General features: G+C 70.3%; 23 protein-coding genes and 1 tRNA gene. 14 read left to right on the top strand and 10 right to left on the bottom strand.

Annotated elements, in window-relative coordinates:
- The first annotated feature begins 61 nt into the window (after positions 1 to 61).
- Complete coding sequence (locus tag V6S66_RS00565; protein ID WP_334204834.1) at positions 62 to 1,060, top strand: glycerophosphodiester phosphodiesterase; 999 nt, start codon at positions 62 to 64, stop codon at positions 1,058 to 1,060.
- Here the strand turns inward: V6S66_RS00565 and V6S66_RS00560 are convergent.
- Entirely contained in the window at positions 983 to 1,786 is an 804-nt protein-coding gene (locus V6S66_RS00560; protein WP_334204833.1) for a crotonase/enoyl-CoA hydratase family protein, read from the bottom strand. The genes V6S66_RS00565 and V6S66_RS00560 overlap by 78 nt on opposite strands.
- Positions 1,787 to 1,795: 9 nt before the next feature.
- A complete protein-coding gene (locus V6S66_RS00555; RefSeq protein ID WP_334204832.1) occupies positions 1,796 to 2,788 on the bottom strand; it encodes a MerR family transcriptional regulator in 993 nt (330 codons plus the stop codon).
- 85 nt (positions 2,789 to 2,873) lie between these two features.
- Between V6S66_RS00555 and V6S66_RS00550 the strand changes: the two genes are divergently transcribed.
- Positions 2,874 to 3,116, top strand: a complete 243-nt coding sequence (locus V6S66_RS00550) for a hypothetical protein (protein WP_334204831.1) — start codon at positions 2,874 to 2,876, stop codon at positions 3,114 to 3,116.
- Positions 3,117 to 3,309: 193 nt separating this feature from the next.
- On the opposite strand, the gene V6S66_RS00545 is transcribed toward V6S66_RS00550, so the two are convergent.
- Positions 3,310 to 3,392 (bottom strand) — tRNA-Leu (locus tag V6S66_RS00545).
- 118 nt (positions 3,393 to 3,510) lie between these two features.
- On the opposite strand from V6S66_RS00545, the gene V6S66_RS00540 reads away from it, so the two are divergent.
- The 6 genes from V6S66_RS00540 to pknB all read left to right on the top strand — a co-directional run bounded on the left by V6S66_RS00540 (position 3,511) and on the right by pknB (position 10,733).
- Positions 3,511 to 4,233: a DUF3662 and FHA domain-containing protein gene (locus tag V6S66_RS00540; protein ID WP_334204830.1), complete on the top strand. Its 723-nt coding sequence runs from the start codon at positions 3,511 to 3,513 to the stop codon at positions 4,231 to 4,233.
- Positions 4,233 to 4,727 (top strand): FHA domain-containing protein FhaB/FipA, encoded by a 495-nt coding sequence (locus V6S66_RS00535; protein ID WP_334204829.1) that lies wholly within the window; start codon positions 4,233 to 4,235, stop codon positions 4,725 to 4,727. Before V6S66_RS00540 ends, V6S66_RS00535 begins: the two co-directional genes overlap by 1 nt.
- Positions 4,724 to 6,034, top strand: a complete 1,311-nt coding sequence (locus V6S66_RS00530; protein ID WP_334204828.1) for a BofC C-terminal domain-containing protein — start codon at positions 4,724 to 4,726, stop codon at positions 6,032 to 6,034. Before V6S66_RS00535 ends, V6S66_RS00530 begins: the two co-directional genes overlap by 4 nt.
- Before the next feature lie 85 nt (positions 6,035 to 6,119).
- Positions 6,120 to 7,490: an FtsW/RodA/SpoVE family cell cycle protein gene (locus tag V6S66_RS00525; protein ID WP_334204827.1), complete on the top strand. Its 1,371-nt coding sequence runs from the start codon at positions 6,120 to 6,122 to the stop codon at positions 7,488 to 7,490.
- Complete coding sequence (locus V6S66_RS00520) at positions 7,487 to 8,953, top strand: peptidoglycan D,D-transpeptidase FtsI family protein (RefSeq protein WP_334204826.1); 1,467 nt, start codon at positions 7,487 to 7,489, stop codon at positions 8,951 to 8,953. The genes V6S66_RS00525 and V6S66_RS00520 overlap by 4 nt, the downstream gene beginning before the upstream one ends.
- Before the next feature lie 64 nt (positions 8,954 to 9,017).
- Positions 9,018 to 10,733 (top strand): Stk1 family PASTA domain-containing Ser/Thr kinase, encoded by a 1,716-nt coding sequence (gene pknB, locus V6S66_RS00515; protein ID WP_334204825.1) that lies wholly within the window; start codon positions 9,018 to 9,020, stop codon positions 10,731 to 10,733.
- 26 nt (positions 10,734 to 10,759) lie between these two features.
- Here pknB and V6S66_RS00510 read toward each other — a convergent pair whose 3' ends face one another.
- Complete coding sequence (locus V6S66_RS00510; protein ID WP_334204824.1) at positions 10,760 to 11,488, bottom strand: DUF881 domain-containing protein; 729 nt, start codon at positions 11,486 to 11,488, stop codon at positions 10,760 to 10,762.
- 116 nt (positions 11,489 to 11,604) lie between these two features.
- Between V6S66_RS00510 and V6S66_RS00505 the strand changes: the two genes are divergently transcribed.
- On the top strand, positions 11,605 to 12,051 hold the full coding sequence (locus V6S66_RS00505) for a cell division protein CrgA (RefSeq protein ID WP_334204823.1): 447 nt from the start codon (positions 11,605 to 11,607) through the stop codon (positions 12,049 to 12,051).
- Positions 12,052 to 12,238: 187 nt separating this feature from the next.
- Here the strand turns inward: V6S66_RS00505 and V6S66_RS00500 are convergent, their stop codons facing one another.
- The gene (locus V6S66_RS00500; protein ID WP_334204822.1) at positions 12,239 to 13,093 is read right to left on the bottom strand and encodes a rhomboid family intramembrane serine protease; all 855 of its coding nucleotides are present in this window, start codon (positions 13,091 to 13,093) and stop codon (positions 12,239 to 12,241) included.
- 12 nt (positions 13,094 to 13,105) lie between these two features.
- Positions 13,106 to 13,630: a peptidylprolyl isomerase gene (locus tag V6S66_RS00495; RefSeq protein ID WP_334204821.1), complete on the bottom strand. Its 525-nt coding sequence runs from the start codon at positions 13,628 to 13,630 to the stop codon at positions 13,106 to 13,108.
- A gap of 93 nt (positions 13,631 to 13,723) precedes the next feature.
- Here V6S66_RS00495 and V6S66_RS00490 point away from each other — a divergent pair, with 93 nt between their 5' ends.
- Together V6S66_RS00490 and V6S66_RS00485 are read left to right on the top strand one after the other, a co-directional pair.
- Positions 13,724 to 13,846: a hypothetical protein gene (locus tag V6S66_RS00490; protein ID WP_334204820.1), complete on the top strand. Its 123-nt coding sequence runs from the start codon at positions 13,724 to 13,726 to the stop codon at positions 13,844 to 13,846.
- Positions 13,843 to 14,631 (top strand): enoyl-CoA hydratase/isomerase family protein, encoded by a 789-nt coding sequence (locus V6S66_RS00485; protein WP_334204819.1) that lies wholly within the window; start codon positions 13,843 to 13,845, stop codon positions 14,629 to 14,631. The genes V6S66_RS00490 and V6S66_RS00485 overlap by 4 nt, the downstream gene beginning before the upstream one ends.
- A 341-nt stretch (positions 14,632 to 14,972) precedes the next feature.
- Here the strand turns inward: V6S66_RS00485 and V6S66_RS00480 are convergent, their stop codons facing one another.
- The 4 genes from V6S66_RS00480 to V6S66_RS00465 all read right to left on the bottom strand — a co-directional run bounded on the left by V6S66_RS00480 (position 14,973) and on the right by V6S66_RS00465 (position 18,121).
- The gene (locus tag V6S66_RS00480; protein ID WP_334204818.1) at positions 14,973 to 15,347 is read right to left on the bottom strand and encodes a DUF3817 domain-containing protein; all 375 of its coding nucleotides are present in this window, start codon (positions 15,345 to 15,347) and stop codon (positions 14,973 to 14,975) included.
- Positions 15,344 to 16,144 (bottom strand): SURF1 family protein, encoded by an 801-nt coding sequence (locus V6S66_RS00475; protein WP_334204817.1) that lies wholly within the window; start codon positions 16,142 to 16,144, stop codon positions 15,344 to 15,346. The genes V6S66_RS00480 and V6S66_RS00475 overlap by 4 nt, the downstream gene beginning before the upstream one ends.
- A 2-nt stretch (positions 16,145 to 16,146) precedes the next feature.
- Positions 16,147 to 17,415, bottom strand: a complete 1,269-nt coding sequence (gene glyA / locus V6S66_RS00470; RefSeq protein ID WP_334204816.1) for a serine hydroxymethyltransferase — start codon at positions 17,413 to 17,415, stop codon at positions 16,147 to 16,149.
- 67 nt (positions 17,416 to 17,482) lie between these two features.
- Entirely contained in the window at positions 17,483 to 18,121 is a 639-nt protein-coding gene (locus V6S66_RS00465) for a response regulator transcription factor (protein WP_334204815.1), read from the bottom strand.
- Positions 18,122 to 18,440: 319 nt separating this feature from the next.
- Between V6S66_RS00465 and rfbA the strand changes: the two genes are divergently transcribed.
- From rfbA to V6S66_RS00450, 3 genes are read left to right on the top strand one after another with little or no spacing between them, the layout of a single operon-like run.
- Positions 18,441 to 19,310: a glucose-1-phosphate thymidylyltransferase RfbA gene (gene rfbA, locus V6S66_RS00460; protein ID WP_334204814.1), complete on the top strand. Its 870-nt coding sequence runs from the start codon at positions 18,441 to 18,443 to the stop codon at positions 19,308 to 19,310.
- Between the two features lie 3 nt (positions 19,311 to 19,313).
- On the top strand, positions 19,314 to 20,312 hold the full coding sequence (rfbB, locus tag V6S66_RS00455; protein ID WP_334204813.1) for a dTDP-glucose 4,6-dehydratase: 999 nt from the start codon (positions 19,314 to 19,316) through the stop codon (positions 20,310 to 20,312).
- Positions 20,312 to 21,712, top strand: a complete 1,401-nt coding sequence (locus tag V6S66_RS00450) for a bifunctional dTDP-4-dehydrorhamnose 3,5-epimerase family protein/NAD(P)-dependent oxidoreductase (protein ID WP_334204812.1) — start codon at positions 20,312 to 20,314, stop codon at positions 21,710 to 21,712. The genes rfbB and V6S66_RS00450 overlap by 1 nt, the downstream gene beginning before the upstream one ends.
- Positions 21,713 to 21,817: the final 105 nt, after the last annotated feature.

Here is a 21,817-nt window from a genome sequence, read left to right as displayed (position 1 = left end):
GTTCGTCCGCCCAGCACCACGACTTCACCCGCTGGACACGTCCGGGGCGTGCAGTTGAGACATGGCCAACCGCACGGTGACGGTCTTCGCCCACCGAGGAGCCTCCGGGTACCGCCCGGAGCACACGATCGAGTCCTACCGCCTCGCGATCGAGATGGGCGCCGACGTCATCGAGCCCGATCTCGTCAGCACCCGCGACGGCGTCCTCGTCGCCCGGCACGAGAACGAGATCAGCGGCACGACCGACGTCGCCGATCATCCTGAGCTGGCCGACCGCCGCACCACGAAGGTCGTCGACGGCGTCAGCGTGACCGGCTGGTTTACCGAGGACCTGACCCTCGCCGAGCTGCGCACCCTGCACGCGCGGGAGCGACTCCCCGCGGTGCGTCCGGGCAACACGCTCTACGACGGGCTCTACCCGGTGCCCACGTTCGACGAGATCCTCGACCTCGCCCGGATCGAGGCAGTCCGTCGAGGGCGCGTCATCGCGGTGGCTCCCGAGACCAAGCACCCCAGCTACTTCGCCTCGCTCGGACTCGACCTCACGCCGCCCCTGCTCGCGAGCCTGGAGCGCGTGGGCTGGACCGGGGCGGACGCCCCCGTCGTCGTGCAGTCGTTCGAGTCGGGCAACCTGCGCGAGCTGCGGCGACTCGTCGCCGTCCCCCTGGTGCAGCTGACCTCGGCGTCGACGGCGTACGCGCGGATGCTGACCCCCGCGGGCCTGCGCGAGGTCTCCACGTACGCGACGTGGCTGGGCCCCGAGAAGAGCCAGGTGCTCCCGCGGGACGCGTCGAACGCGATCGGCGCACCCAGCGGCCTCGTCGGCGACGCGCACGCGGCCGGCCTCAAGGTCGTGGTCTACACCGTGCGGGCCGAGCCCCGGTTCCTGCCCAGCAACGTCGACGTGCACGGCGAGCTCGAGGCCCTCATCGCGGCCGGCGTCGACGGGGTGTTCGCCGACCAGCCCGATCTCGCGATCGCCTCAGCGGAACGTGCGCGGACCGAAGACCGGAGCCTCGCCCTTCGTGCCCGCCGACCGCGCGATCTTCGTGTTGGGTGAACGGAACATCGACAGCTGGAGCTTGCGCTCGAGCCGCAGCTGGGCGCGCAGACCTCGGCGCGCCGCCTCGTTGAGGAGCGACTTGCTGGCGCTGACCGAGTCGGGCGACCGCTCGATCAGCTGATCGGCGAGCTCGCGAGCGAGCTTGTCGGGATCGACATCGCTGCCGGTCGCCAGGCCCCACGTGGCGGCCTGCTCGCCCGAGAAGATCTCGCCGGTCATCGTGAGTCGCTTGGCCAGGTCGAGCGGGACCTGCTCGACGAGCGGGATCGTGCCGCTCATGTCGGGCACGAGGCCCCACTTGGCCTCGAGGATCGACCACTTGGCGTCGGGGGTCGTGAAGCGGAAGTCGGCCGCCAGCGCGAGCTGGAAGCCGGCGCCGAACACGTGACCTCGCGTGACGGCGATGACGGGCACGGGCAGCCGCCGCCAGGCCCACAGCGACTGCTGAAAGCGGTTGGTGCCCCGCAGCGGGTTGGGGATGAAGCTGGCCAGGACCTTGCGCGGCGTCTTGTTGACCGACGCGAAGTCGAGGCCTGCGCAGAAGGACTTGCCCTCGCCCGAGAGGAGCACGGCCCGCACGTCGCGGTCGGCGGCGATCTGGGCAGCGCTCTCCAGCAGGCCGTCGAGCAGGCCGAGGTCGACCGCGTTGAGCTTGTCGGGCCGATTCAGGCGCACGTGGGCCAACGGCCCCTCGATCTCGGTGATCACCCGTGGTTCGCTCATGCCGCGATGCTACGCGTCGGTACGGGCCGGCTCCTCCGACAGATCGGCCAGGCGCTTCAGCACGACGTCGACCGTGACTGCCAGGCTCGTGGGCCGCGCGACCCGCTTGGGCTCCTCGTGATGCATCCGGGCCGGCCAACCGGGGCCGGCCAGCACCACGAGCGCGTCGGCCCGTGCCGCGGACGACACCTGCCACACGTGGTCGTCGGGCGACATCTCGGTGGTCGACCACAGGAACACCACCGCGGGGTGCACCGTGGCGATCACGTTCGCGAGGGCTCCGGCGGGCAGGCGGGCACCGAAGGAGTGGCTGGCGACGCCCCGACCCGCGAGCGCCGCCTGCAGCGCGACGACCGGCAGCGAGTGGGGATCGTCCTCGACGGTCGCGAGCAGGACCCCGGCGTGCCGCCGGTCGAGGTCGGGCCACGCCCGCACGTAGGCCCGCAGCTCGGTGGCGAGGGTGTCGCTCACCAGGTGGCCCGCGTCGACGCCGATGATGCCGTCGGCCACCGAGTCGCGCACGTGACGCAGTGCGGGCTGGAGGTAGGTGTCCCAGGCGTCGATCACCCCGTGCTCGACCACCACGACGGCGAGGAGCCGGCTGAGCCGACCTCCGTCGAACCGGGCCGCGGCCGTGAGGACGTCGGCGGCGAAGAGCTCGGGTGCCTCGAGGGCATCGGCGACGTCGGCCGTGGAGGCCGGGTGGGCCAGCGGTGTCACTCCCTGGGAGGCGGCCAACCGGGCCGCGGTGCGGGGCGCGACCCCGCGACCGATCAGGCCGTGGAGCAGCTCGACCCGCGAGATGTCGGCCTCGGAGTAGCGGCGGTGACCGCCCTTGGTGCGCTCGGTGGGACCCAGACCGTAGCGGCGCTCCCACGTCCGCAGGGTCGACGGGGAGACGTGCAGGCGTTGGGCCACCGCACCGACGCTCCACGCCAGTGCGCTGCCCTCAGGATCTGCCGACCCGGTGGGCTCCAGGCTCGGGCTCTCGTGCTGCGCCATGATTCGAGGTCGAGCGTAGGCCGTGACCCGCGATCCGCACGCCGGGGGCCGTCCACGAGGAGGCCGCCGAGGCTAGTCTCGGACCATGGACCCCGTCGGGATGCTCATCTGGGGTGCAGGGCTCCTCGGCCTCAGCGTCCTGCTCGGCGTCGCCCGGCGCTGGCTCAGCGCACCCGTCCTCGTGGCCGTCCCCACCGGCGTCGCCTGCGTCGTGATCGGCCTGGTCGGTGCCGACGAGATCTCCGTGCGGTGGGCGGCACTGCCCGTCGCGGCGGCGTCGCTGGTGCTCGCGCTGGCGCTGGTGGACGGGGTGCGGGGAGCGCGTTGAGGGAGGTGGGGGTGCTGGGTTCCGCGGCTACGCCGCGGTTGCACCGCAGGCAGGTGGTGGGGGGATCCGCGCGGCGGACGTGTCGGCATGCGCGGGGGGGACCCCGTCGCTCCTTCGTCGCTCCTCCTCAAATCACTGTGCCTGATCAATGAGAAAGCCGGGCCCCAAAGAACGGGACCCGGCTTTCTCATTGTGCGCGAGGGGGGATTTGAACCCCCACGCCCTTGCGGACACTGGCACCTGAAGCCAGCGCGTCTACCATTCCGCCACTCGCGCGACAATCGTCCGGCGCGAACCGAACGACCACCGAGTCTAGCACCGGAGGGGCGCGCTCCAGACCTGGTGTCGATACGATCGACGAAGGAGCACGACCGATGCGTGGGAAGGGGGCGTCATGGCTGGGGTACTCCAGCGGTTCGAGCAACGGCTCGAGGGCGTGGTCACGAGCGCTTTTGCCCGGGCTTTCCGCAGCGCGGTGCAGCCGGTCGAGATCGCGGCGGCCCTGCAACGCGAGATCGACAACTCGGCGCAGATCCTCTCGCGCGACCGCCGACTCGTGCCGAACGACTTCACCGTCGAGCTATCCCCCGAGGACCACGCCCGACTCGTCCCGTTCGGTGAGACGCTCACCGGCGAGCTCAGCACCCTCGTCCGCGAGCACGTCCACGAGCAGCGGTACACGCTGGCCGGCGGTCTGGCGATCGAGTTCGTCGAGGCCCCCGAGCTGGGCACCGGACGCTTCCGGGTCCGCAGCCGCACCAACGCGTCGGTGCGACCGGCCGCCGGGGCCAGCATGAGCGACTCGGCCGCCCGACGCGCCGAGGCCTACCTGGAGATCGGCAGCCAGCGCCACCCCCTGACCCCGCCCGGCCTGGTCATCGGTCGAGGCTCCGAGTCCGACCTGCGCATCGACGACCCGGGCATCTCGCGGCGCCACTGCGAGCTCAACATCCACGACACGGGCGAGACCGTCCAGATCACGGTCACCGACCTGGGCTCCACCAACGGCGTCGTGCTCAACGGCCACCGCGTCTCCTCGGCCTCCGTGCCCGACGGGTCCGAGATGCGCCTGGGCAACACCACCGTCGTCGTCCGACTCACGGAACGGAAGGCTTGATGTCCGAGCTCACCCTGACGCTCATCAAGCTCGGCTTCCTGGCCGTGCTCTGGATCTTCGTCCTGTCAGCGGTCTCGGTCATCCGCACCGACATCTTCGGCACCAAGGTCACCGAGACACCGGCCGGACCGGGCGCGGCAGCGCGCACGCCCAAGCCGGCGCCCAAGCCCAAGGTCACGAGGCCGCGCCGCCCCCAGCGGGGAACGCCCAAGATGCTGTACGTCACCGACGGACCCAACGCCGGCCAGAGCGTGCCCCTCGGCGACCAGCCGATCCTGCTGGGCCGCGGCACCGATGCCGCCATCAGGCTCGACGACGACTACGTCTCGACCCGACACGCCCGCTTCGCCAGCAACGGCGCCGAGTGGTTCGTCGAGGACGTCGGCTCCACCAACGGCACGTTCATCGGCAGCCAACGCGTCACCACGCCCGTGCCGATCGCCCTCGGGGTCCAGGTCCGCCTGGGCAAGACCATCGTCGAGCTGCGGAAGTGACGCCGCCCGTGTCCGGCTCCCCGCTCGCGCTGCGCTACACCGCGCTCACCGACGTCGGCCTGCGGCGGTCCAACAACCAGGACTCCGGCTACGCCAGCCCGCACCTGCTGCTGCTCGCCGACGGCATGGGCGGGGCTGCCGCGGGCGACCTGGCGTCGTCCGAGGCGGTCACGATCATCCGGTCCGTCGACGACGACACCCCCGACGGCCGAGGCGACGTCGACGCGCTCGACCACCTCACGCAGGTCGTCAACGCGGCCAACCAGCGGCTCGGCGCCCTGATCGAGGCCGACCCCGCCGTGGAGGGCATGGGCACCACGGTCGAGGCGATGCTGTGGGACGGCGAGAAGTTCGCCGTGGCCCACCTCGGCGACTCCCGGGCCTACCGCCTGCGCGGGCACAAGCTCACCCAGCTCAGCGCCGACCACACCTTCGTGCAGAGCCTCGTCGACGAGGGACGCATCACGTCCGAGGAGGCCCGCCACCACCCGCACCGCTCGTTGCTGCTGCGCGCGATGCTCGGCCGCGACGACTTCGAGGCCGACTACTCCTGGCTCCAGCCGCAGCTCGGCGACCGCTACCTGCTCTGCAGCGACGGGCTCTCCGACATGGTCGAGGACGAGGCGATCGCCCGCGCCCTGGGTGCGGAGTCGATCGACGTCGCCGCCACCGACCTCGTCCGGCTCGCGCTCGAGGGCGGCGGCGCCGACAACGTCACGGTCGTGATCGGCGAGATGGTCGACGCCTCCACGGCCGACGAGGAGTCCGAGCTCGCGTGCGCCGACGGCATGCCGCAGCTGGTCGGCGCGGCCGCAGAGGCGCCCCAGCCGCGCCGCGGCGCAGCGGTCGACGTGCACGACTCCACCGCCCGGTTCGCGGTCGACCCCGAGGAGCTGCGCTACGCACCGCGCGAGCCCTCCCGCTGGAGGCTCGCCCGCTGGCTCATGGCGATCGTCGTGCTGTTCGCCCTGATCGGCGTCGGCGCCTGGTACGCCTACCAGTGGACGCAGGACCAGTACTTCGTGAGCGAGTCCGACGGCACCGTCGCCATCTACCGCGGCGTCGACGCCGACCTGCCCTTCGTCACGCTGCGCCACCTCGAGTCCGAGACCGACATCGAGGTCGACGACCTGTCGTCCTTCCAGCAGAGCCAGGTGCGCAACGGCATCGAGGCGACCGACCTCGCCGACGCCGAGCAGATCGTGCGCGAGCTGCGCGACGACGCGGCCCCGGCGCCGTCGCCCACGCCGAGCCCGACCGTGCCCGTCGCCCCGACCATTCCAGCGCCGGCGACGGTGGCCCCGTGAGCACCCTCAGTGAGCGCAGCGAGCGCACCATGAACCGTGCCATGCCCACGCCGACCCACCGTTGCCCCGGCTCGGAGGTGGCGGCATGACCGAGACCACCTGGGTCCCCCGCAAGCGGCGGGGCGCCGAGCTCGTCCTGACCGTCATGGCCGTGAGCCTCGGAGTCTTCGCCTACTGCGCCGTCGGACTGGGCGCGGAGGGACGCGTCCCTGCGGGTGCCGTGGGCCTGGCCGTCACGCTGGTCGTCGTCGCGATCGCCGCGAACGTGCTCATCCGACGCTTCGCCCCGTACGCCGACCCCGTGCTGCTGCCGCTCGTCCTGTGCCTGAACGGGCTCGGGCTGGCCATGATCTACCGCATCGACCTCGGCCTGTCGGAACGTCGCGACAACTGGACGGCGCTCGCTCCGAGCCAGCTGATCTGGACCGGCCTCGGCGTCGTGGCGTTCGCCGTGGTCCTGGTGGTCGTCCGCGACCACCGGCGCCTGCAGACCCTGACCTACTCGTTCGGGCTCGCGGCCGTGATCCTGCTGGTCCTGCCGCTGCTGCCGGGCATCGGACAGAACATCCGCGGCGCACGCATCTGGATCAACCTGGGCCCCTTCAGCTTCCAGCCGGGCGAGGCCGCCAAGATCTGCCTGGCGATCTTCTTCGCCGGCTACCTCGCCGAGAAGCGTGAGGCGCTGGCGCTCGCCGGGCGCCGCGTGCTGGGCGTCGACCTGCCTCGCGCCCGCGACCTGGGACCGATCATGATCGGCTGGCTCGTCAGCATCGGCATCCTCGTGCTGCAGCGCGACCTGGGGTCGTCGCTGCTGTTCTTCGGCCTGTTCGTCGTGCTGCTCTTCATCGCCACCGAGCGCGCCGGCTGGATCGTCGTCGGCGGTGCGCTCTTCGGACTCGGCACGTGGTTCGGGTACCTGCAGTTCAGCCACGTCCAGCGACGCTTCGAGGCGTGGCAGGACCCCTTCGGCGATCCTGACCAGAACGGTCAGATCATCAACGCGCTGTACGGCCTGGCCCACGGCGGACTGCTGGGTCGCGGCTGGGGCCAGGGCAGCCCGGAGCTCACGCCGATCGGCTACTCGGACTTCATCGCCACCTCGCTCGGCGAGGAGCTGGGCCTCACGGGCCTCATGGCGATCCTGGTCATCTACGGACTCATCGTCGAACGCGGCCTGCGCATCGCGCTCACCTGCCGTGACGCCTTCGGCAAGCTCCTGGCCGCCGGGCTCGCGATCTCGATGGCCATCCAGGTCTTCGTCGTCGTGGGTGGTGTCACGCACCTGATCCCGCTGACCGGACTCACGACACCCTTCCTGTCCCAAGGCGGCTCGTCGATCGTCATGAACTGGGCGATCATCGCGATCCTGCTGCGCATCAGCGACCAGACCCGACGACCGGCGCCGCCGGTCGAGGCGGTCACCGAGGACGAGGCGACCCAGGTGGTGAAGCTGTGAACACCCCCATCCGACGGTTGTCGGTGGCCTGCCTCGTGCTGTTCCTGGCACTGATGGGCAACGCCACGTACGTCCAGTACGTCGACGCCGACAACCTCAACAGCGAGGCGAACAACAAGCGCGTCATCGACGACGAGTACTCACGCGAGCGTGGAGCGATCCTGGTCGACGGCGAGCCCGTCGCCGAGAGCGTCCCGTCCGACGACCAGTTCGAGTTCCTGCGCACGTACCCCGGGGCCGGGCTGTACGCCCACCTGACCGGCTACTTCTCCTACACCTACGGTCGCTCGGCGGTCGAGAACACCGAGAACCCGATCCTGTCCGGCAGTGACGACCGTTTGTTCGTCAACCGGGTCGTCGACCTCGTGGCGAACAAGCAGCCCAAGGGCGGCAGCGTCGAGCTCACGATCGACTCGAACGCCCAGACCACGGCCGCCGCGGCCCTCGCGGCGCTCCCCGCCGGCACCAAGGGCTCCGTCGTGGCGCTCGACCCCCAGACCGGCGCGATCCTCACGATGGTGTCGCAGCCCTCGTACGACCCGAACGCGCTCGCCTCGCACGACTTCGGGGCCGTGTCGGAGGCGTGGACCGCGCTCAACGGTGACCCTGCCAAGCCGCTGCTCAACCGCTCCACGCAGGAGATCCTGCCGCCCGGCTCCACCTTCAAGCTCGTGACCGCCGCCGCGGCGCTGGACCAGCTCAACCTCAATCCCGCCTCGGTCGTCCAGGGTGGTACCGAGCTCAGCTTCCCCGGGATCACCTACACGCTGCCGAACTCCGGTGGCGGCAACTGCGGTGGCGACCAGATCACGCTCGAGCAGGCCCTCAACGTCTCCTGCAACGTCTCGTTCGGCTCCCTGGCGACCCAGGTCGGCCAGGGCGCGCTCGAGGAGCAGGCCGCCAAGTTCGGCTTCGGCGACAAGCTCATCGAGGGCCTCGCCTCCAACGCCAGCCGCTTCGCGACCGACGGCAGCGAGCTGGAGCTGCCGCAGCTGGCCCAGTCGGGCATCGGTCAGTTCGAGGTGGCCGCGACGCCCCTCCAGATGGCCATGGTCGCCGCGGGCATCGCCAACGACGGCGTCGTCATGAAGCCGTACCTCGTCGACACGGTGCGCGATCCGAGCCTGCGCGTGCTCGACGAGGCCGATGCCGAGGAGTACAGCAGGGCGCTGTCCACCGAGCATGCCGCGATGATGCAGCAGATGATGATCAGCACCGTCGAGGGCGGCACGGCCAGCTCCGCCCGCATCCCCGGCCAGACCGTGGGCGGCAAGACCGGAACCGCACAGCGCGGTGGCGACCTGCCCAACCTCGCGTGGTTCGCCTCCTTCGCCGGCTCCGGCGACCAGCAGGTCGCGGTCGCGGTCGTGGTCGAGTCGGCCACCGCCACCGACGACATCTCCGGCGGTCGTCTCGCCGGCCCCATCGCCAAGGCCGTCATGGAGGCGCTCGTCTCCTCATGACCGACCCACGACTTCCCTGCCCCGGTTCAGCCGGGATCGCCCCCGACTTTGGGAGAGTGTCCTCATGACCGAATCCGACAGCTCCGCCCTCCTCGGTGGCCGCTACGAGCTCGGCGAGATCCTCGGGCGCGGCGGCATGGCGGACGTCCGCCTCGGCAGCGACCGCCGTCTCGGCCGCACGGTCGCCATCAAGCAGCTCCGTCCGGACCTCGCCTCGGACCCCACGTTCCAGGAGCGGTTCCGCCGCGAGGCCCAGTCGTCCGCCGCGCTCAACCACCCGTCGATCGTCGCGGTCTACGACACCGGCGAGGCGCCGAACGAGCAGGGCACCTCGATCCCCTACATCGTGATGGAGCTCGTGGAGGGCCAGACGCTCCGCGAGGTCCTGCGCGACGGGCGCAAGATCCTGCCCGAGCGCGCCCTGACGATCACCGCCGACATCCTCAGCGGCCTCGACTACAGCCACCGGTCCGGCATCATCCACCGCGACATCAAGCCGGCCAACGTCATGCTCACGCCCGCCGGCCAGGTCAAGGTCATGGACTTCGGCATCGCCCGGGCCATCGCCGACGCGTCCTCGGCCATGACGCAGACCGCCGCCGTCATCGGCACCGCGCAGTACCTCTCACCCGAGCAGGCCCGCGGCGAGACCGTCGACGCGCGCAGCGACATCTACTCGACCGGCTGCCTGCTGTACGAGCTGCTCACGGGGCGTCCGCCGTTCGTGGGCGACAGCCCGGTCTCGGTCGCCTACCAGCACGTGCGCGAGGAGGCCAAGCCCCCGTCGCAGCTCAACCCGGACGTCTCGATGTCGATCGACCACATCGTGGCCAAGTCCCTCGCGAAGCGCGTCGACGACCGCTACCAGTCCGCCGGCGACATGCGCCGCGACATCGAGCGTGCCGTGGCCGGTCAGCGCGTCGATGCCCCGACCACCACCGTGCCCGCCGCCGCGGCGACCCAGGTCGCGCCCGCGGTCGCCGTGCCTCCTCGTGAGCCGGGCGCCCGACGCGCCGTCGCCGAGGACGACTCCGAGGGCACCGGCAAGTGGTGGGCCATCGGCGCCCTCGTCGTGCTGCTGCTGATCGGTGCCGGGTTCGGCATCTGGAAGCTCACCGAGCCGGCACCCCCGCCCACGCCCACCGTCGAGGTCCCGGACGTGGCAGGCCAGACCGTCGAGGCGGCCACCGGACGTCTCACCGAGGCGGGTCTCACCGTGTCCACCACCACGGAGGAACGTGCCGATGCCGACGTCCCCGCGGGCAGTGTCGTCGGCACCGACCCCGACGTGGGCACCGAGGTCGACGAGGGCACCGAGGTCACCCTGATCGTCAGCACCGGGCCCGAACCCGTCGAGATCCCGGACGTGCGAGACCTCTCGTTCGACCAAGCCGCGGCGAACCTCCAGGCACTCGGTCTGCAGGTCACGCGCGAGGACCGCAACGACACGCGCGACGCCGGCACGGTGATCCAGTCCAACCCGGTGGCCGGCACCATGGTCGACCCCGGGCAGAGCGTCACCCTGATCGTCTCCAAGGGCCAGATCCAGGTGCCCGACGTCACCAACATGGACGTCAACGCCGCGATCGCGGCGTTGACCCAGGCCGGGTTCGACCCCAACAAGATCGCGCAGCAGGCTCGGACCGACCCGACCGCCACACCGGGCACCGTGCTCGAGCAGTCGCTCGACGCCGGCACCCGGGTCTCCCCGGACTCCAACATCGCCCTGACCGTGGCGGCAGCCCCGGGCGTGCCGGGCCCCGACCCCGAAGCACCCTGATCCGCGAGGGCTGGCGGCGCGAGCCGTCAGCCCTCCGCGGGCACCTCGGCATGCCTCAGGTCGACCCGACCGGTGTAGGCGGGGGCCGTGATGGTGCTGTCGACCTCGGTCTGCAGGCCGAGGCTGAACTTGCGGACGTACTCGCGGTAGACCTCGACCTGCGACGACTCGTCGAGCGCGTTCTGCAGGCGCGACGACATACCGATCGCCTCGATCACGTAGGGCGGCGAGTACGGCACGCCGTCGATCACGACGGTGCTGCCGACGCACTTGATGCCGGACGTCGAGACGAGCCGCTGGCCCTGCAGCGTCACGGCGCGGGCACCGCCGGTCCACATCGCGTTGACGAACCCCTGGATGTCCTGCTGGTGCACCACGAGCTGGTTGGGATCGGTGGCGGCGTCGTCGGCCGAGCGCGGGGCGTCGGTGAGCGTGATGCGCAGGCCCGCGCCCGCCACCTCGACGACACCGGCGTCGGCCGCGGCGACATCGCCGGCATCGAGGAGCTCGTCGAGACCGGGGGCACCGACGGCCGCCGAGAGTCCGGCGATCTCGTCCTCGAGGGTGCTCGCGGAGGACCGCTTGAGCTCGACCTCACGCGCACGGTCCTGCAGCAACGTCGCGATGTCACCGCCCGCCGGGCGCAGGTCGGACCCGCGGGACGTCACCGCGCTCGACACGAAGGCGTACCCCGCCACGACGCTGACGCACAGGGCACCGACGCTCCAGGCACGTGAGCGCGTCGCTCCGGTCATGATGTCGCCTTCCTCGCGTGCCCCTGCAGCAGGGTGTGCACCGTCATGACTACGCTAGCGGAGGCACCGGAGTCCGGCCGCCACCCGTCGAACGTCCACCAAGACCGAGGTGTCCCGTGAGCAAGTCCCCGTCGAAGTCCCGCATCCGTGGCGGCTGGTGGCATCCTGCCGCGATCGTCCTGGGGGTTCTCGGCCTCGGCTGGTTCGTGGCGTGGTTGTTCTACAAGCTCGACACGAACCTGCCCGGCCCCGAGATCCCCACGGTCGTCTCCGACCTCGGCAACTGGAACTGGGCCATCGCCGGCGTGCTCCTGCTCGCCGCGTCCCTGGTCGCCTCGAGCACCGCTCCCGAGCCGGAGCCCGGAGCATCGCTCGGCTGGCGCTACGCCCCCCAGCTCATGATCGGCAGCGCGCTGCTCGGCCTGGTGTGGATCGTGACGTTCTACACGATCTCCAACACCGAGGTGGAGCTGCCGGTCATCACCGACCTCGGCAACTGGAACCTCGTGATCGGCATGGGCTTCATCGTCGCGGCCTTCGGGTTCGCGACCAAGTGGGAGTAGGGCGCGCGGCTTCGCCGCTCCATCGGCTCGTACCTCGCCGATGACGGGCTCCGCCCGTGCGCCTGCCTCGGCTTCGCCTCGGCCCGTGGTTGCTGCGGGTGGTTGGCGCTGCATGAACCGATCCGCCTGCGGTGTGGGACTTACATGGGTGTAATTCTGCACAGGGTGGGGACAAGCCTGTGGACAACTATCCGTTCAGGGCGAGGGACCGCAGGACCGTGATGAGCACGGTCAGCGCCACCAGCACCGTGACGCCGATCGTCTGCGCCAGGGCGCCACGCCCGCGCGGGGCCACGATGACGGCCACGCCGAACAGCACACCGGCCACGAAGCCGCCCAGGTGGCCCTGCCAGCTGATGCCGTCACGCAGGCTGAGCAACGCGTTGATGCCCAGCAGCACCACCAGGGTGCGGACGTCCTCGCCGGACTTCAGCAGCAGCACGAGCGCGAGGCCGAACATCGCGAAGACCGCACCGGACGCGCCCACCGTGGGGACGCTGGGCCCGGTCAGCAGGAACACCACGGCGCCGGAGAACACCGCGGACGCCAGGTAGAAGGCGACGAAGCGTGCCGTGCCCAGCCGCTCCTCCAGGAACTGGCCGAAGATGTAGAGCCCGAACATGTTGAACAGCAGGTGCATCGCGCCGGCGTGCAGGAACGCCGAGGTCAGGAGTCGCCAGTACTCACCACCCGCGACGCCCTCCACGAGCTGTCCGTCGTAGATCACGGCGTGCCCGACGATCGCTCCCCAGACGTCCAGACCCGTGCGCCCGAGCTCCTGGAGCAGGACCGACACGACGAACACGGCTGCGTTGATGCCGATCAGGACCCAGGTCGCCGCACCCGCGCTGCGGGGGATGGCCCCGCCGGCGGCGGTGCGCGGCTGGCGCACCGACTTGGCGCCCTTCGTGATGCACTCCGGGCACTGGAAGCCGACGGAGGCATCGCGCATGCACTCCGGGCAGATCGGCCGCTCGCAACGCTGGCACGAGATGTAGGCGTCCTTGCCGGAGTGCCGGTAGCAGACCGACTCAGTGCTCACGGTCGATCTCGATCACGCGCGGGTGATGCTGACCTTGTCGATCACGACGGCCTCGAGCGGACGGTCGAAGCCGTCGGTGCGGACCGCGGCGATCTGGTCGACGATCTTGCGGGCCTCCGGATCGGTGACCTCGCCGAAGATCGTGTGCTTGCGGTTCAGCCACGGAGCCGCGCCGACCGTGATGAAGAACTGCGAGCCGTTGGTGCCGGGCCCCGCGTTCGCCATCGCGAGCAGGTACGGGCGGTCGAACTGCTTCTCCGGGTGGAACTCGTCACCGAAGGTGTAGCCCGGACCACCGGTGCCGGTGCCGAGCGGGCATCCGCCCTGGATCATGAATCCCGAGATGATGCGGTGGAAGGCGAGTCCGTCGTAGAAGGGCTCGGTGCTGACCGAGCCGGACTTGGGATCGACCCACTCCTTGGTGCCCTCGGCGAGACCCACGAAGTTCTCGACCGTGGCCGGGGCGTGGTTCGCGAAGAGCTCGACGGGGACGTCGCCAAGGTTGGTGTGGAGGGTCGCGATCAGCTGGGCGGGCACGTGAGTCCTTTCGGGGGGGAAGTACGCCGCTATTCTCCCACGTCACTCCAATCACTGACGTGTCGCCGGGCCGATGACGGATAGGTTGACTCCATGAGGTCATCCCTTCCGTGCCGAGCCGTGGTGCTCCTGCTCAGCGCCGCGCTCATCGCTGCTGTTCTCCGCCTGGCCACCGCCGACTCCGGCGGCGTCTACGACCCGGCGGTTGCGTCATGAGCGTGGAGGTCACCCGGCAGGGTGACGTGGCGGTGCTGACGTTCACCGACGGTGGCGTCAACCTCTACTCGCTCGACCTGCACGACGAGTTCGACGTCGCGCTCGACGCGATCGAGGCCGACCTGCCCCGGGCGGTCGTGGTGCGGGCCGAGGGCAAGCTGGTCTCCGGTGGCGTCGACGTCGCCCAGTTCTACGCGCGCAAGACCAAGGCCGACACCAAGGCGCTGTACGACCGCATGATCGAGCTCCCCGACCGCTTCGCTGCGCTCGAGGTGCCGACGGTCTTCGCCGCCCACGCCCTGACACTCACCTGGGCCATCGAGGTGGCGCTCGCCTGCGACATCCTGCTGGCCACGCCGAAGGCGAAGTTCGGGCTCGTCGAGCGGGTCGTCGGCCTGACGCCCACGATGGGCGGCACGCAGCGGTTCGCCTCGCGCGCGGGAGTGGCCCGCGCCAAGGAGTTCGTCTTCACCGGCGACCTCTACGAGGCGGCGACGCTGGAGCGGTGGAACGTCGTCAACCGCGTCATCGACACCGAGGGCGGCACGCAGGCCGACTTCGACGCCGAGGTGCTGCGGTTCGCCGAGCAGCTGGCCGTGGGCCCCACGAAGGCGTTCGCCGCCGGGAAGCAGATCCTGCGTCACTTCGAGTCCGGCGGGGTGGCCGAGGCCAACGCCCACACGACCGCGATCGCCTCGGACCTGTTCGACACCCAGGACCTGCAGGACGGCATGGCCTCGTTCCTCACCGAGGGCCCCGGCAAGGCGACCTTCCACGGTCGCTGAGGGAGCGGTCGCTGACCGCCACCTCCTGACCGTCGTCGGTGGTTGCTGGCAAGCGCACACGGACCACGGCGGGACGGCTGGCGGTGAGTAGCCAACCCTTCACGGCGGCGTCACGATGCTGGGTCACCGCTCCGGGTCAGTAGCGGTGAGGTGGCAACCTCACCCGCGTGTCAAAAGGTTGCTGACTCACCGCCCGTCCACGACGCCGCTTGGTCCGTGGCCGCTGGTCCGATACCACCGTGGGCGGTCGGGTGGCGGGCGGTTTCGAGGCTCAGGCGCCAGAGCGCCTTCGCACCTCAACCAACGGGTGGTGACGTTCGCACCTCAACCAGCGGGTGGCTTCAGGCAGTCGTGGCCTGCGCCTGCACGACGCGAGTCGTGCGGCGCTCGGCCCAGAAGCTGACGACCGGGATGGTGGCGAGCAGCATCGTGGTGATCGTCATCTTCGGCTGCCAGCGGAAGCGGCTGGCCATGATCGCGATGAGGACGAGCAGTCCCATGAACAGGAGCCCGTGGACCTGGTCGATCGTGAAGATCAGGTCCTCGTTGAGGTTCCACCAGGACGTGGGATCGGTGGCGCGCTGCGCCACGGCCGCCGTGATGACGAAGATCAGGTTGAGCCCGACCACCGTCGCGACGACCTGGTAGGCACGCAGGACGCCGGGGGTCTGGTCCGCCGGGGGCTGCGCCGCCGGATCGGGGGAGGAGTCGCTCACGGCGTCAGGCTAGCGACACGCTCCGAGTGCTCCGGCTCCGGAGCCTCCCGGCGGGCGCGCTCGGTGGCGACCAGGTCCAGACCCATGCGCCACCACATGAACAGCGCGAACACCCCGAAGACCCACCACTGCAGCGAGTACGCGAGATTGCGCATCCCGACCGTCCAGGAGACCTCGGGCTCCGGGACCTCGGCGAGCTGCAGCCCGGCGCCGACGTCGGTCGTGGTGCTGATGCCGAATCCGGGGAACAACGCGTACGACAGCTCGTTGACGAGCGCGGGCACGCGGATCGAGGCGATGACCTCCGACTCGTCGCCGGCGGTGGCGTCGTTCGGGTCGACGGGCTCGCCCGGCTCCAGGACGACGCGCAGCTCCTGATCGCCCTCGGGCGGGGCCGGCAACGTGCCGGCGTCAGGACTGAATCCTCGGACCACGAGCATCGCGGTGCCCGGGTCGTCGGCCAGCTCCAGGGGCGTCAGCAGCCAGTAGCCGTCGGTGCCACCTTGGGTGCGGCCCGAGACCCAGTGCTGTTCCTCGGCCGGGCCGAAGGTGCCCTCCACCGTGACGGGACGGTGGTTCATGGTGTCGAGGAACGGGTCGGTGGGCGACCAGACCTCGGCCAGGGGGACCGTGGGCACCTCCTGGCGGTCGGCGCGCTCGTTCTCCTGGCGCTGGTCGTACGTGCCGAGCTGCCAGGTGCCACCGATGAAGCAGATTGTCGCGGCGACGACGGCCAGGACGTGCAGCCCCCACATGGGGGGCCGCAGCCACAGGCGCAGCGTGCCGTCGCGACCCACGGTCAGGCGTAGGGCGCGACGTCGGGGTACAGCGGGAAGCGCTCGGCCAGGGCGGCCGTGCGCTTGCGCAGCGAGTCGACGTCGGCACCGGGCTTGAGGGCCTCGGCGATGACGTCACCGACCTCGGTGAACTCCTCGGCGGCGAAACCGCGGGTGGCGAGCGCCGGCGTGCCGATGCGCAGGCCCGAGGTGATCTTGGGCGGGCGCGGATCGTTGGGCACCGCGTTGCGGTTGACCGTGATGCCGACCTCGTGGAGGAGGTCCTCGGCCTGCTGGCCGTCGAGCTCGGAGTGGCGAAGATCGACCAGCACGAGGTGGACGTCGGTGCCGCCGGACAGCACCGCCACGCCGGCGTCGCTGACGTCGGACTCGTTCAGGCGGGCGGCGATGAGCTGCGCACCCTCGATCGTGCGCTCCTGACGCTCCTTGAATCCCGGCTCCAGCGCCATCTTGAACGCCACGGCCTTGGCGGCGATGACGTGCTCCAGCGGACCACCCTGCTGACCGGGGAACACGGCCGACTGCAGCTTCTTGGCCACGTCGAGGTCGTTCGACATGATCACGCCGCCGCGCGGACCGCCGAGGGTCTTGTGCGTCGTGGTCGAGACGACGTGCGCGTGCGGCAGCGGGCTGGGGTGCAGACCAGCGGCCACGAGGCCGGCGAAGTGCGCCATGTCGACCCACAGGTAGGCGTCGACCTCGTCGGCGATCTCGCGGAACTTCGCGAAGTCGAGCTGACGCGGGTAGGCCGACCAGCCAGCGATGACGACCTTCGGACGACGCTCGTGCGCGAGCCGGCGCACCTCCTCCATGTCGACCAGGCCGTTCTCGTCGACGTGGTAGGCCGCGACGTCGTAGAGGCGGCCGGAGAAGTTGATCTTCATGCCGTGCGTGAGGTGCCCGCCATTGGCCAGGTCGAGGCCGAGGATCGTGTCGCCGTGACGGGCGATCGCGTGCAGCACCGCGGCGTTGGCGGTAGCGCCGGAGTGCGGCTGGACGTTCGCGTACTCGGCGTCGAAGATCTGCTTCAGGCGGTCGATCGCGATCTGCTCGACCTCGTCGACGACCTCGCACCCGCCGTAGTAGCGAGCGCCGGGGTAACCCTCGGCGTACTTGTTGGTCAGGACGCTGCCCTGGGCCTCCATCGCGGCGACCGGCGCGAAGTTCTCCGAGGCGATCATCTCGAGCGTCGTCTGCTGGCGACGGAGCTCGGCGTCGAGCAGTGCGGCGATCTGGGGGTCGGCGTCGGCGAGACGGGCGTTGTGGTCCATGACAGAAGGATATCGGCCCGGCAACAAGCCCCGCTCCGGGCCGTCGGCGCCCGTGTCGGGAGCAGCCTCAGGGGCGCTTGTGCGTGGCGGCGAGGACCGCCGCCTGGGTGCGTCGCTCGAGACCGAGCTTGGCCAGGAGCTGGGACACGTAGTTCTTGACGGTCTTCTCCGCGAGGCTCATCGCCTCGGCGATCTGCCGGTTCGTCATGCCCTCGCCGATCAGGTCGAGGATGCGCCGCTCCTGCGCCGTGAGCCGGGAGATCGGGTCGTCGCCGTGCCCGTTGCGGATTCGCTCGAGCACCTGCATCGTGATGGCCGGGTCGAGCAGCGACTGCCCCGCCGAGACGCGGCGCACCGCGTCGATGAGGTCGTTGCCGCGCACCTGCTTGAGCACGTAGCCCGCGGCACCGGCAATGATCGCGGCGAAGAGCGCGTCGTCGTCGTCGTACGAGGTCAGGATCAGGACCTTGATCGACGGGTCGGCGGAACGGACGTCGCGGCAGACGTCGATGCCCGAGCCGTCGGGCAGGCGCCCGTCGAGCACCGCGACGTCGGGCTTGAGCCGCAGGATCTCGGGGACGGCCTCGGCTGCGGTGCCCACGTCGCCGACGACGTCGAGACCGGCGCCCTCGAGCAGGCCGCGCAGCCCGTGTCGCACGACCTCGTGGTCGTCGAGCAGGAAAACCCGCACTGGTGCCGTGTCCATCCCCCCATGGTGACGGATACCTGGGTCATTGCGCAGGGCCGGAGGCGGTCACTCGAAAAGGACCTTGGTCACATGAAGTCACGACCTCTGGCCGCAGCGGAGGGGGCGTCCGCGGTGAGACGATGGTGACTCGGCACCGTGCGGTGCCGCTGCAGCGAAAATCCGGGCCATCGACATCCTCCCGCGTCGAGCCCGGGCCGGGCAACGGTGTCCTCCCGCACCATCGCCCGCCAAGCCCCCGCCTCGGCGGGGGCTTTTGCGGTCCCGGCCCGTCGTCGACGTCCGGCCGGCACAGTGCGGCATGGCAGGATGAGGTTCCGTGAAAGGCATTATTCTCGCTGGTGGCTCGGGGACGCGTCTGCACCCGATCACCCTGGGCGTGTCCAAGCAGCTCGTGCCGGTCTACGACAAGCCGATGGTCTACTACCCACTGTCGACGCTGATGCTCGCCGGGATCGACGAGATCCTGGTCATCACGACCCCCCACGACGCCCCCGGATTCCACCGGCTCCTGGGCGACGGATCGCAGTTCGGCATCTCGATCACGTACGCCGAGCAGGCCTCGCCCGACGGGCTCGCGCAGGCCTTCACGATCGGGGCTGACTTCATCGGCGACGACACCGTGGCCCTGGCCCTGGGCGACAACCTGCTCTACGGCCCCGGCCTCGGCGGCCAGCTGCAGCGCTACGCCGACATCGAGGGCGGTGCGGTGTTCGCGTACTGGGTCAGCGAGCCCAGCTCCTACGGCGTGGTGGAGTTCGACGACGCCGGCACGGCGGTCTCGCTGGAGGAGAAGCCGGTGCAGCCCAAGAGCAACTACGCGGTGCCGGGCCTGTACTTCTACGACAACCACGTCGTCGAGATCGCCCGCAACCTCGAGCCCTCGGCGCGCGGCGAGTACGAGATCACCGACGTGAACCGGGCCTACCTGGAGCAGGGTCGCCTGCAGGTCGAGGTTCTGCCGCGGGGCACGGCGTGGCTCGACACCGGCACGTTCGACCAGATGACCGACGCGGCCGAGTACGTCCGCACGATGGAGCGGCGCACCGGTCTGCGCATCGGTGTCCCCGAGGAGGTCGCGTGGCGACGCGGCTTCCTGTCCGACGACGAGCTGCGCGTGCGCGGTGAGAAGCTCCGCAAGTCCGGGTACGGCTCCTACCTGCTGACCATCCTCGAACGGGGGAAGTGACTCATGGCCCACCTTCTCGTCACGGGCGGTGCCGGCTTCATCGGCTCCAACTTCGTGCACCACGTGCTGTCGCACACCGACCACCGCGTCACGGTGCTCGACGCCCTGACCTATGCCGGCAACCGCTCCTCGCTGGAGGGTCTGCCCGAGGACCGCTTCGCGTTCGTGCACGGTGACATCACCGACGCCGAGCTCGTCGACCGGCTCACGGGCGAGGCCGACGCGGTCGTGCACTACGCCGCCGAGTCCCACAATGACAACTCGCTCGACAACCCGCGCCCGTTCCTCGACACGAACATCGTCGGCACGTACACGCTGCTCGAGGCCGCCCGGAAGCACGAGACCCGGTTCCACCACATCTCGACCGACGAGGTCTACGGCGACCTGGAGCTCGACGACCCCGAGCGGTTCAGCGAGTCGACGCCGTACAACCCGTCGTCGCCGTACTCCTCGACCAAGGCCGGCAGCGACCTGCTCGTGCGCGCCTGGGTGCGCTCGTTCGGCGTGCAGGCCACGATCAGCAACTGCTCGAACAACTACGGGCCCTACCAGCACGTCGAGAAGTTCATCCCGCGCCAGATCACGAACGTCATCCGCGGCATCCGGCCCAAGCTCTACGGCGCCGGCGAGAACGTGCGCGACTGGATCCACGCCGACGACCACTCGTCCGCCGTGCTGACGATCCTCGACCGCGGTGAGATCGGTGAGACGTACCTGATCGGCGCCGACGGCGAGAAGAACAACAAGGACGTCGTCGAGCAGATCCTGTCCACGATGGGCCAGCCCGCCGACGCCTACGACCACGTCACCGACCGCGCGGGCCACGACATGCGCTACGCGATCGACTCGACCCGTCTGCGCACCGAGCTCGGCTGGGCGCCGCAGTACCAGGACTTCGAGGCCGGCCTCTCGGCCACGATCGACTGGTACCGCGAGAACGAGGCCTGGTGGGCGCCGGCCAAGGACGCCACCGAGGCGTTCTACGCGTCCAAGGGTCAGTAGTGACGACCTTCGGTCGTGAGCTGTCCGTCCGAGCGACCCCGATCCCCGGTCTGCTGGTCATCGACCTGCCCGTGCACGGCGACAGCCGCGGCTGGTTCAAGGAGAACTGGCAGCGCGAGAAGCTGACCGCACTGGGGGTGCCCGACCTCGGTCCGGTGCAGAACAACATCTCGTTCAACGACGAGATCGGCACGACGCGCGGTATCCATGCTGAGCCGTGGGACAAGTTCATCTCGGTCGCCACGGGTCGCGTGTTCGGCGCCTGGGTCGACCTGCGCGAGGGCGACACGTTCGGCACGGTCTTCACGACCGAGATCACTCCGGACGTCGCGATCTACGTCTCGCGCGGCATCGGCAACTCCTACCAGTCGCTCGAGGCCGACACGTCGTACACGTACCTGGTCAACGACCACTGGTCGCCCGACGCGTCCTACACGTTCCTCAATCTCGCCGACGAGACCGTCGCGATCGACTGGCCGATCCCCCTGGCCGAGTGCGAGCTGTCCGACAAGGACCGCACCCACCCGCGCCTGGCCGACGTCGTGCCGTTCGCCCCGCGCCGCACCCTCGTGGTCGGCGCACACGGCCAGCTCGGCACGGCGCTGCAGCGCGAGCTCGCCGGACAGGACCAGGTCGAGTTCACCGACGCCGACACCCTCGACCTGACGCAGGACCTGTCGACCGCACGGCCGTGGACCCAGTACGACACGATCATCAACGCCGCCGCCTACACCGCGGTCGACCGGGCCGAGACGCCCGAGGGCCGTGCCGCGGCGTGGAAGGTCAACGTCGAGGCCGTCGCCAACCTGGCCCGGGTGGCGACCCGGTACCGCCTCACGCTCGTGCACGTCTCCACCGACTACGTCTTCGACGGCAGCCAGGAGCTGCATACCGAGGACGAGCCGCTCTCGCCGCTGGGCGTCTACGGCCAGACGAAGGCCGCCGGCGACGTCGTCGCGTCCACGGTGCCGCGGCACTACGTCCTGCGCACGAGCTGGGTCATCGGCGAGGGCAACAACTTCGTCCGCACCATGGCGTCCTTGGCCGAGCGGGGCATCGACCCCACCGTGGTCGACGACCAGCACGGCCGGCTCACGTTCACCGAGGACCTCGCGGCCGCTGTCTCCCACCTCCTGGCCGAGCGCCCCGCGTACGGCACGTACAACGTCACGAACAGTGGTGACGTGGTCTCGTGGGCCGCCATCGCCAAGCGCGTCTACGAGCTGACCGGCCACGACCCCGCCCGGGTCACCCCGGTCTCGACCGCGACGTACTACGCCTCGGCCGAGGGTCCGATCGCGCCCCGACCGACCCACAGCGCCCTCGATCTCGCGAAGATCCGCGCCACGGGCTTCGAGCCCCGTGACGCCGACGAGGCCCTGCAGCAGTACCTGGCCTGATGTCCGTTCAGGCCGCCCAAGGCACTGAATGACATCGATGTAGTTCTCCACAGGTGTGTGCACAGCTGGGGAGAACTCTCGGTCGACCCCCGGCGTGAGGTGCTC

The organism is Aeromicrobium sp. Sec7.5 (genome assembly GCF_036867135.1).
In the GTDB taxonomy this organism is placed as follows: Bacteria; Actinomycetota; Actinomycetes; order Propionibacteriales; family Nocardioidaceae; genus Aeromicrobium.
The sequence above is the reverse complement of the archived record's forward strand: the minus strand, read 5'-3'. Positions and strand labels throughout refer to the sequence as shown.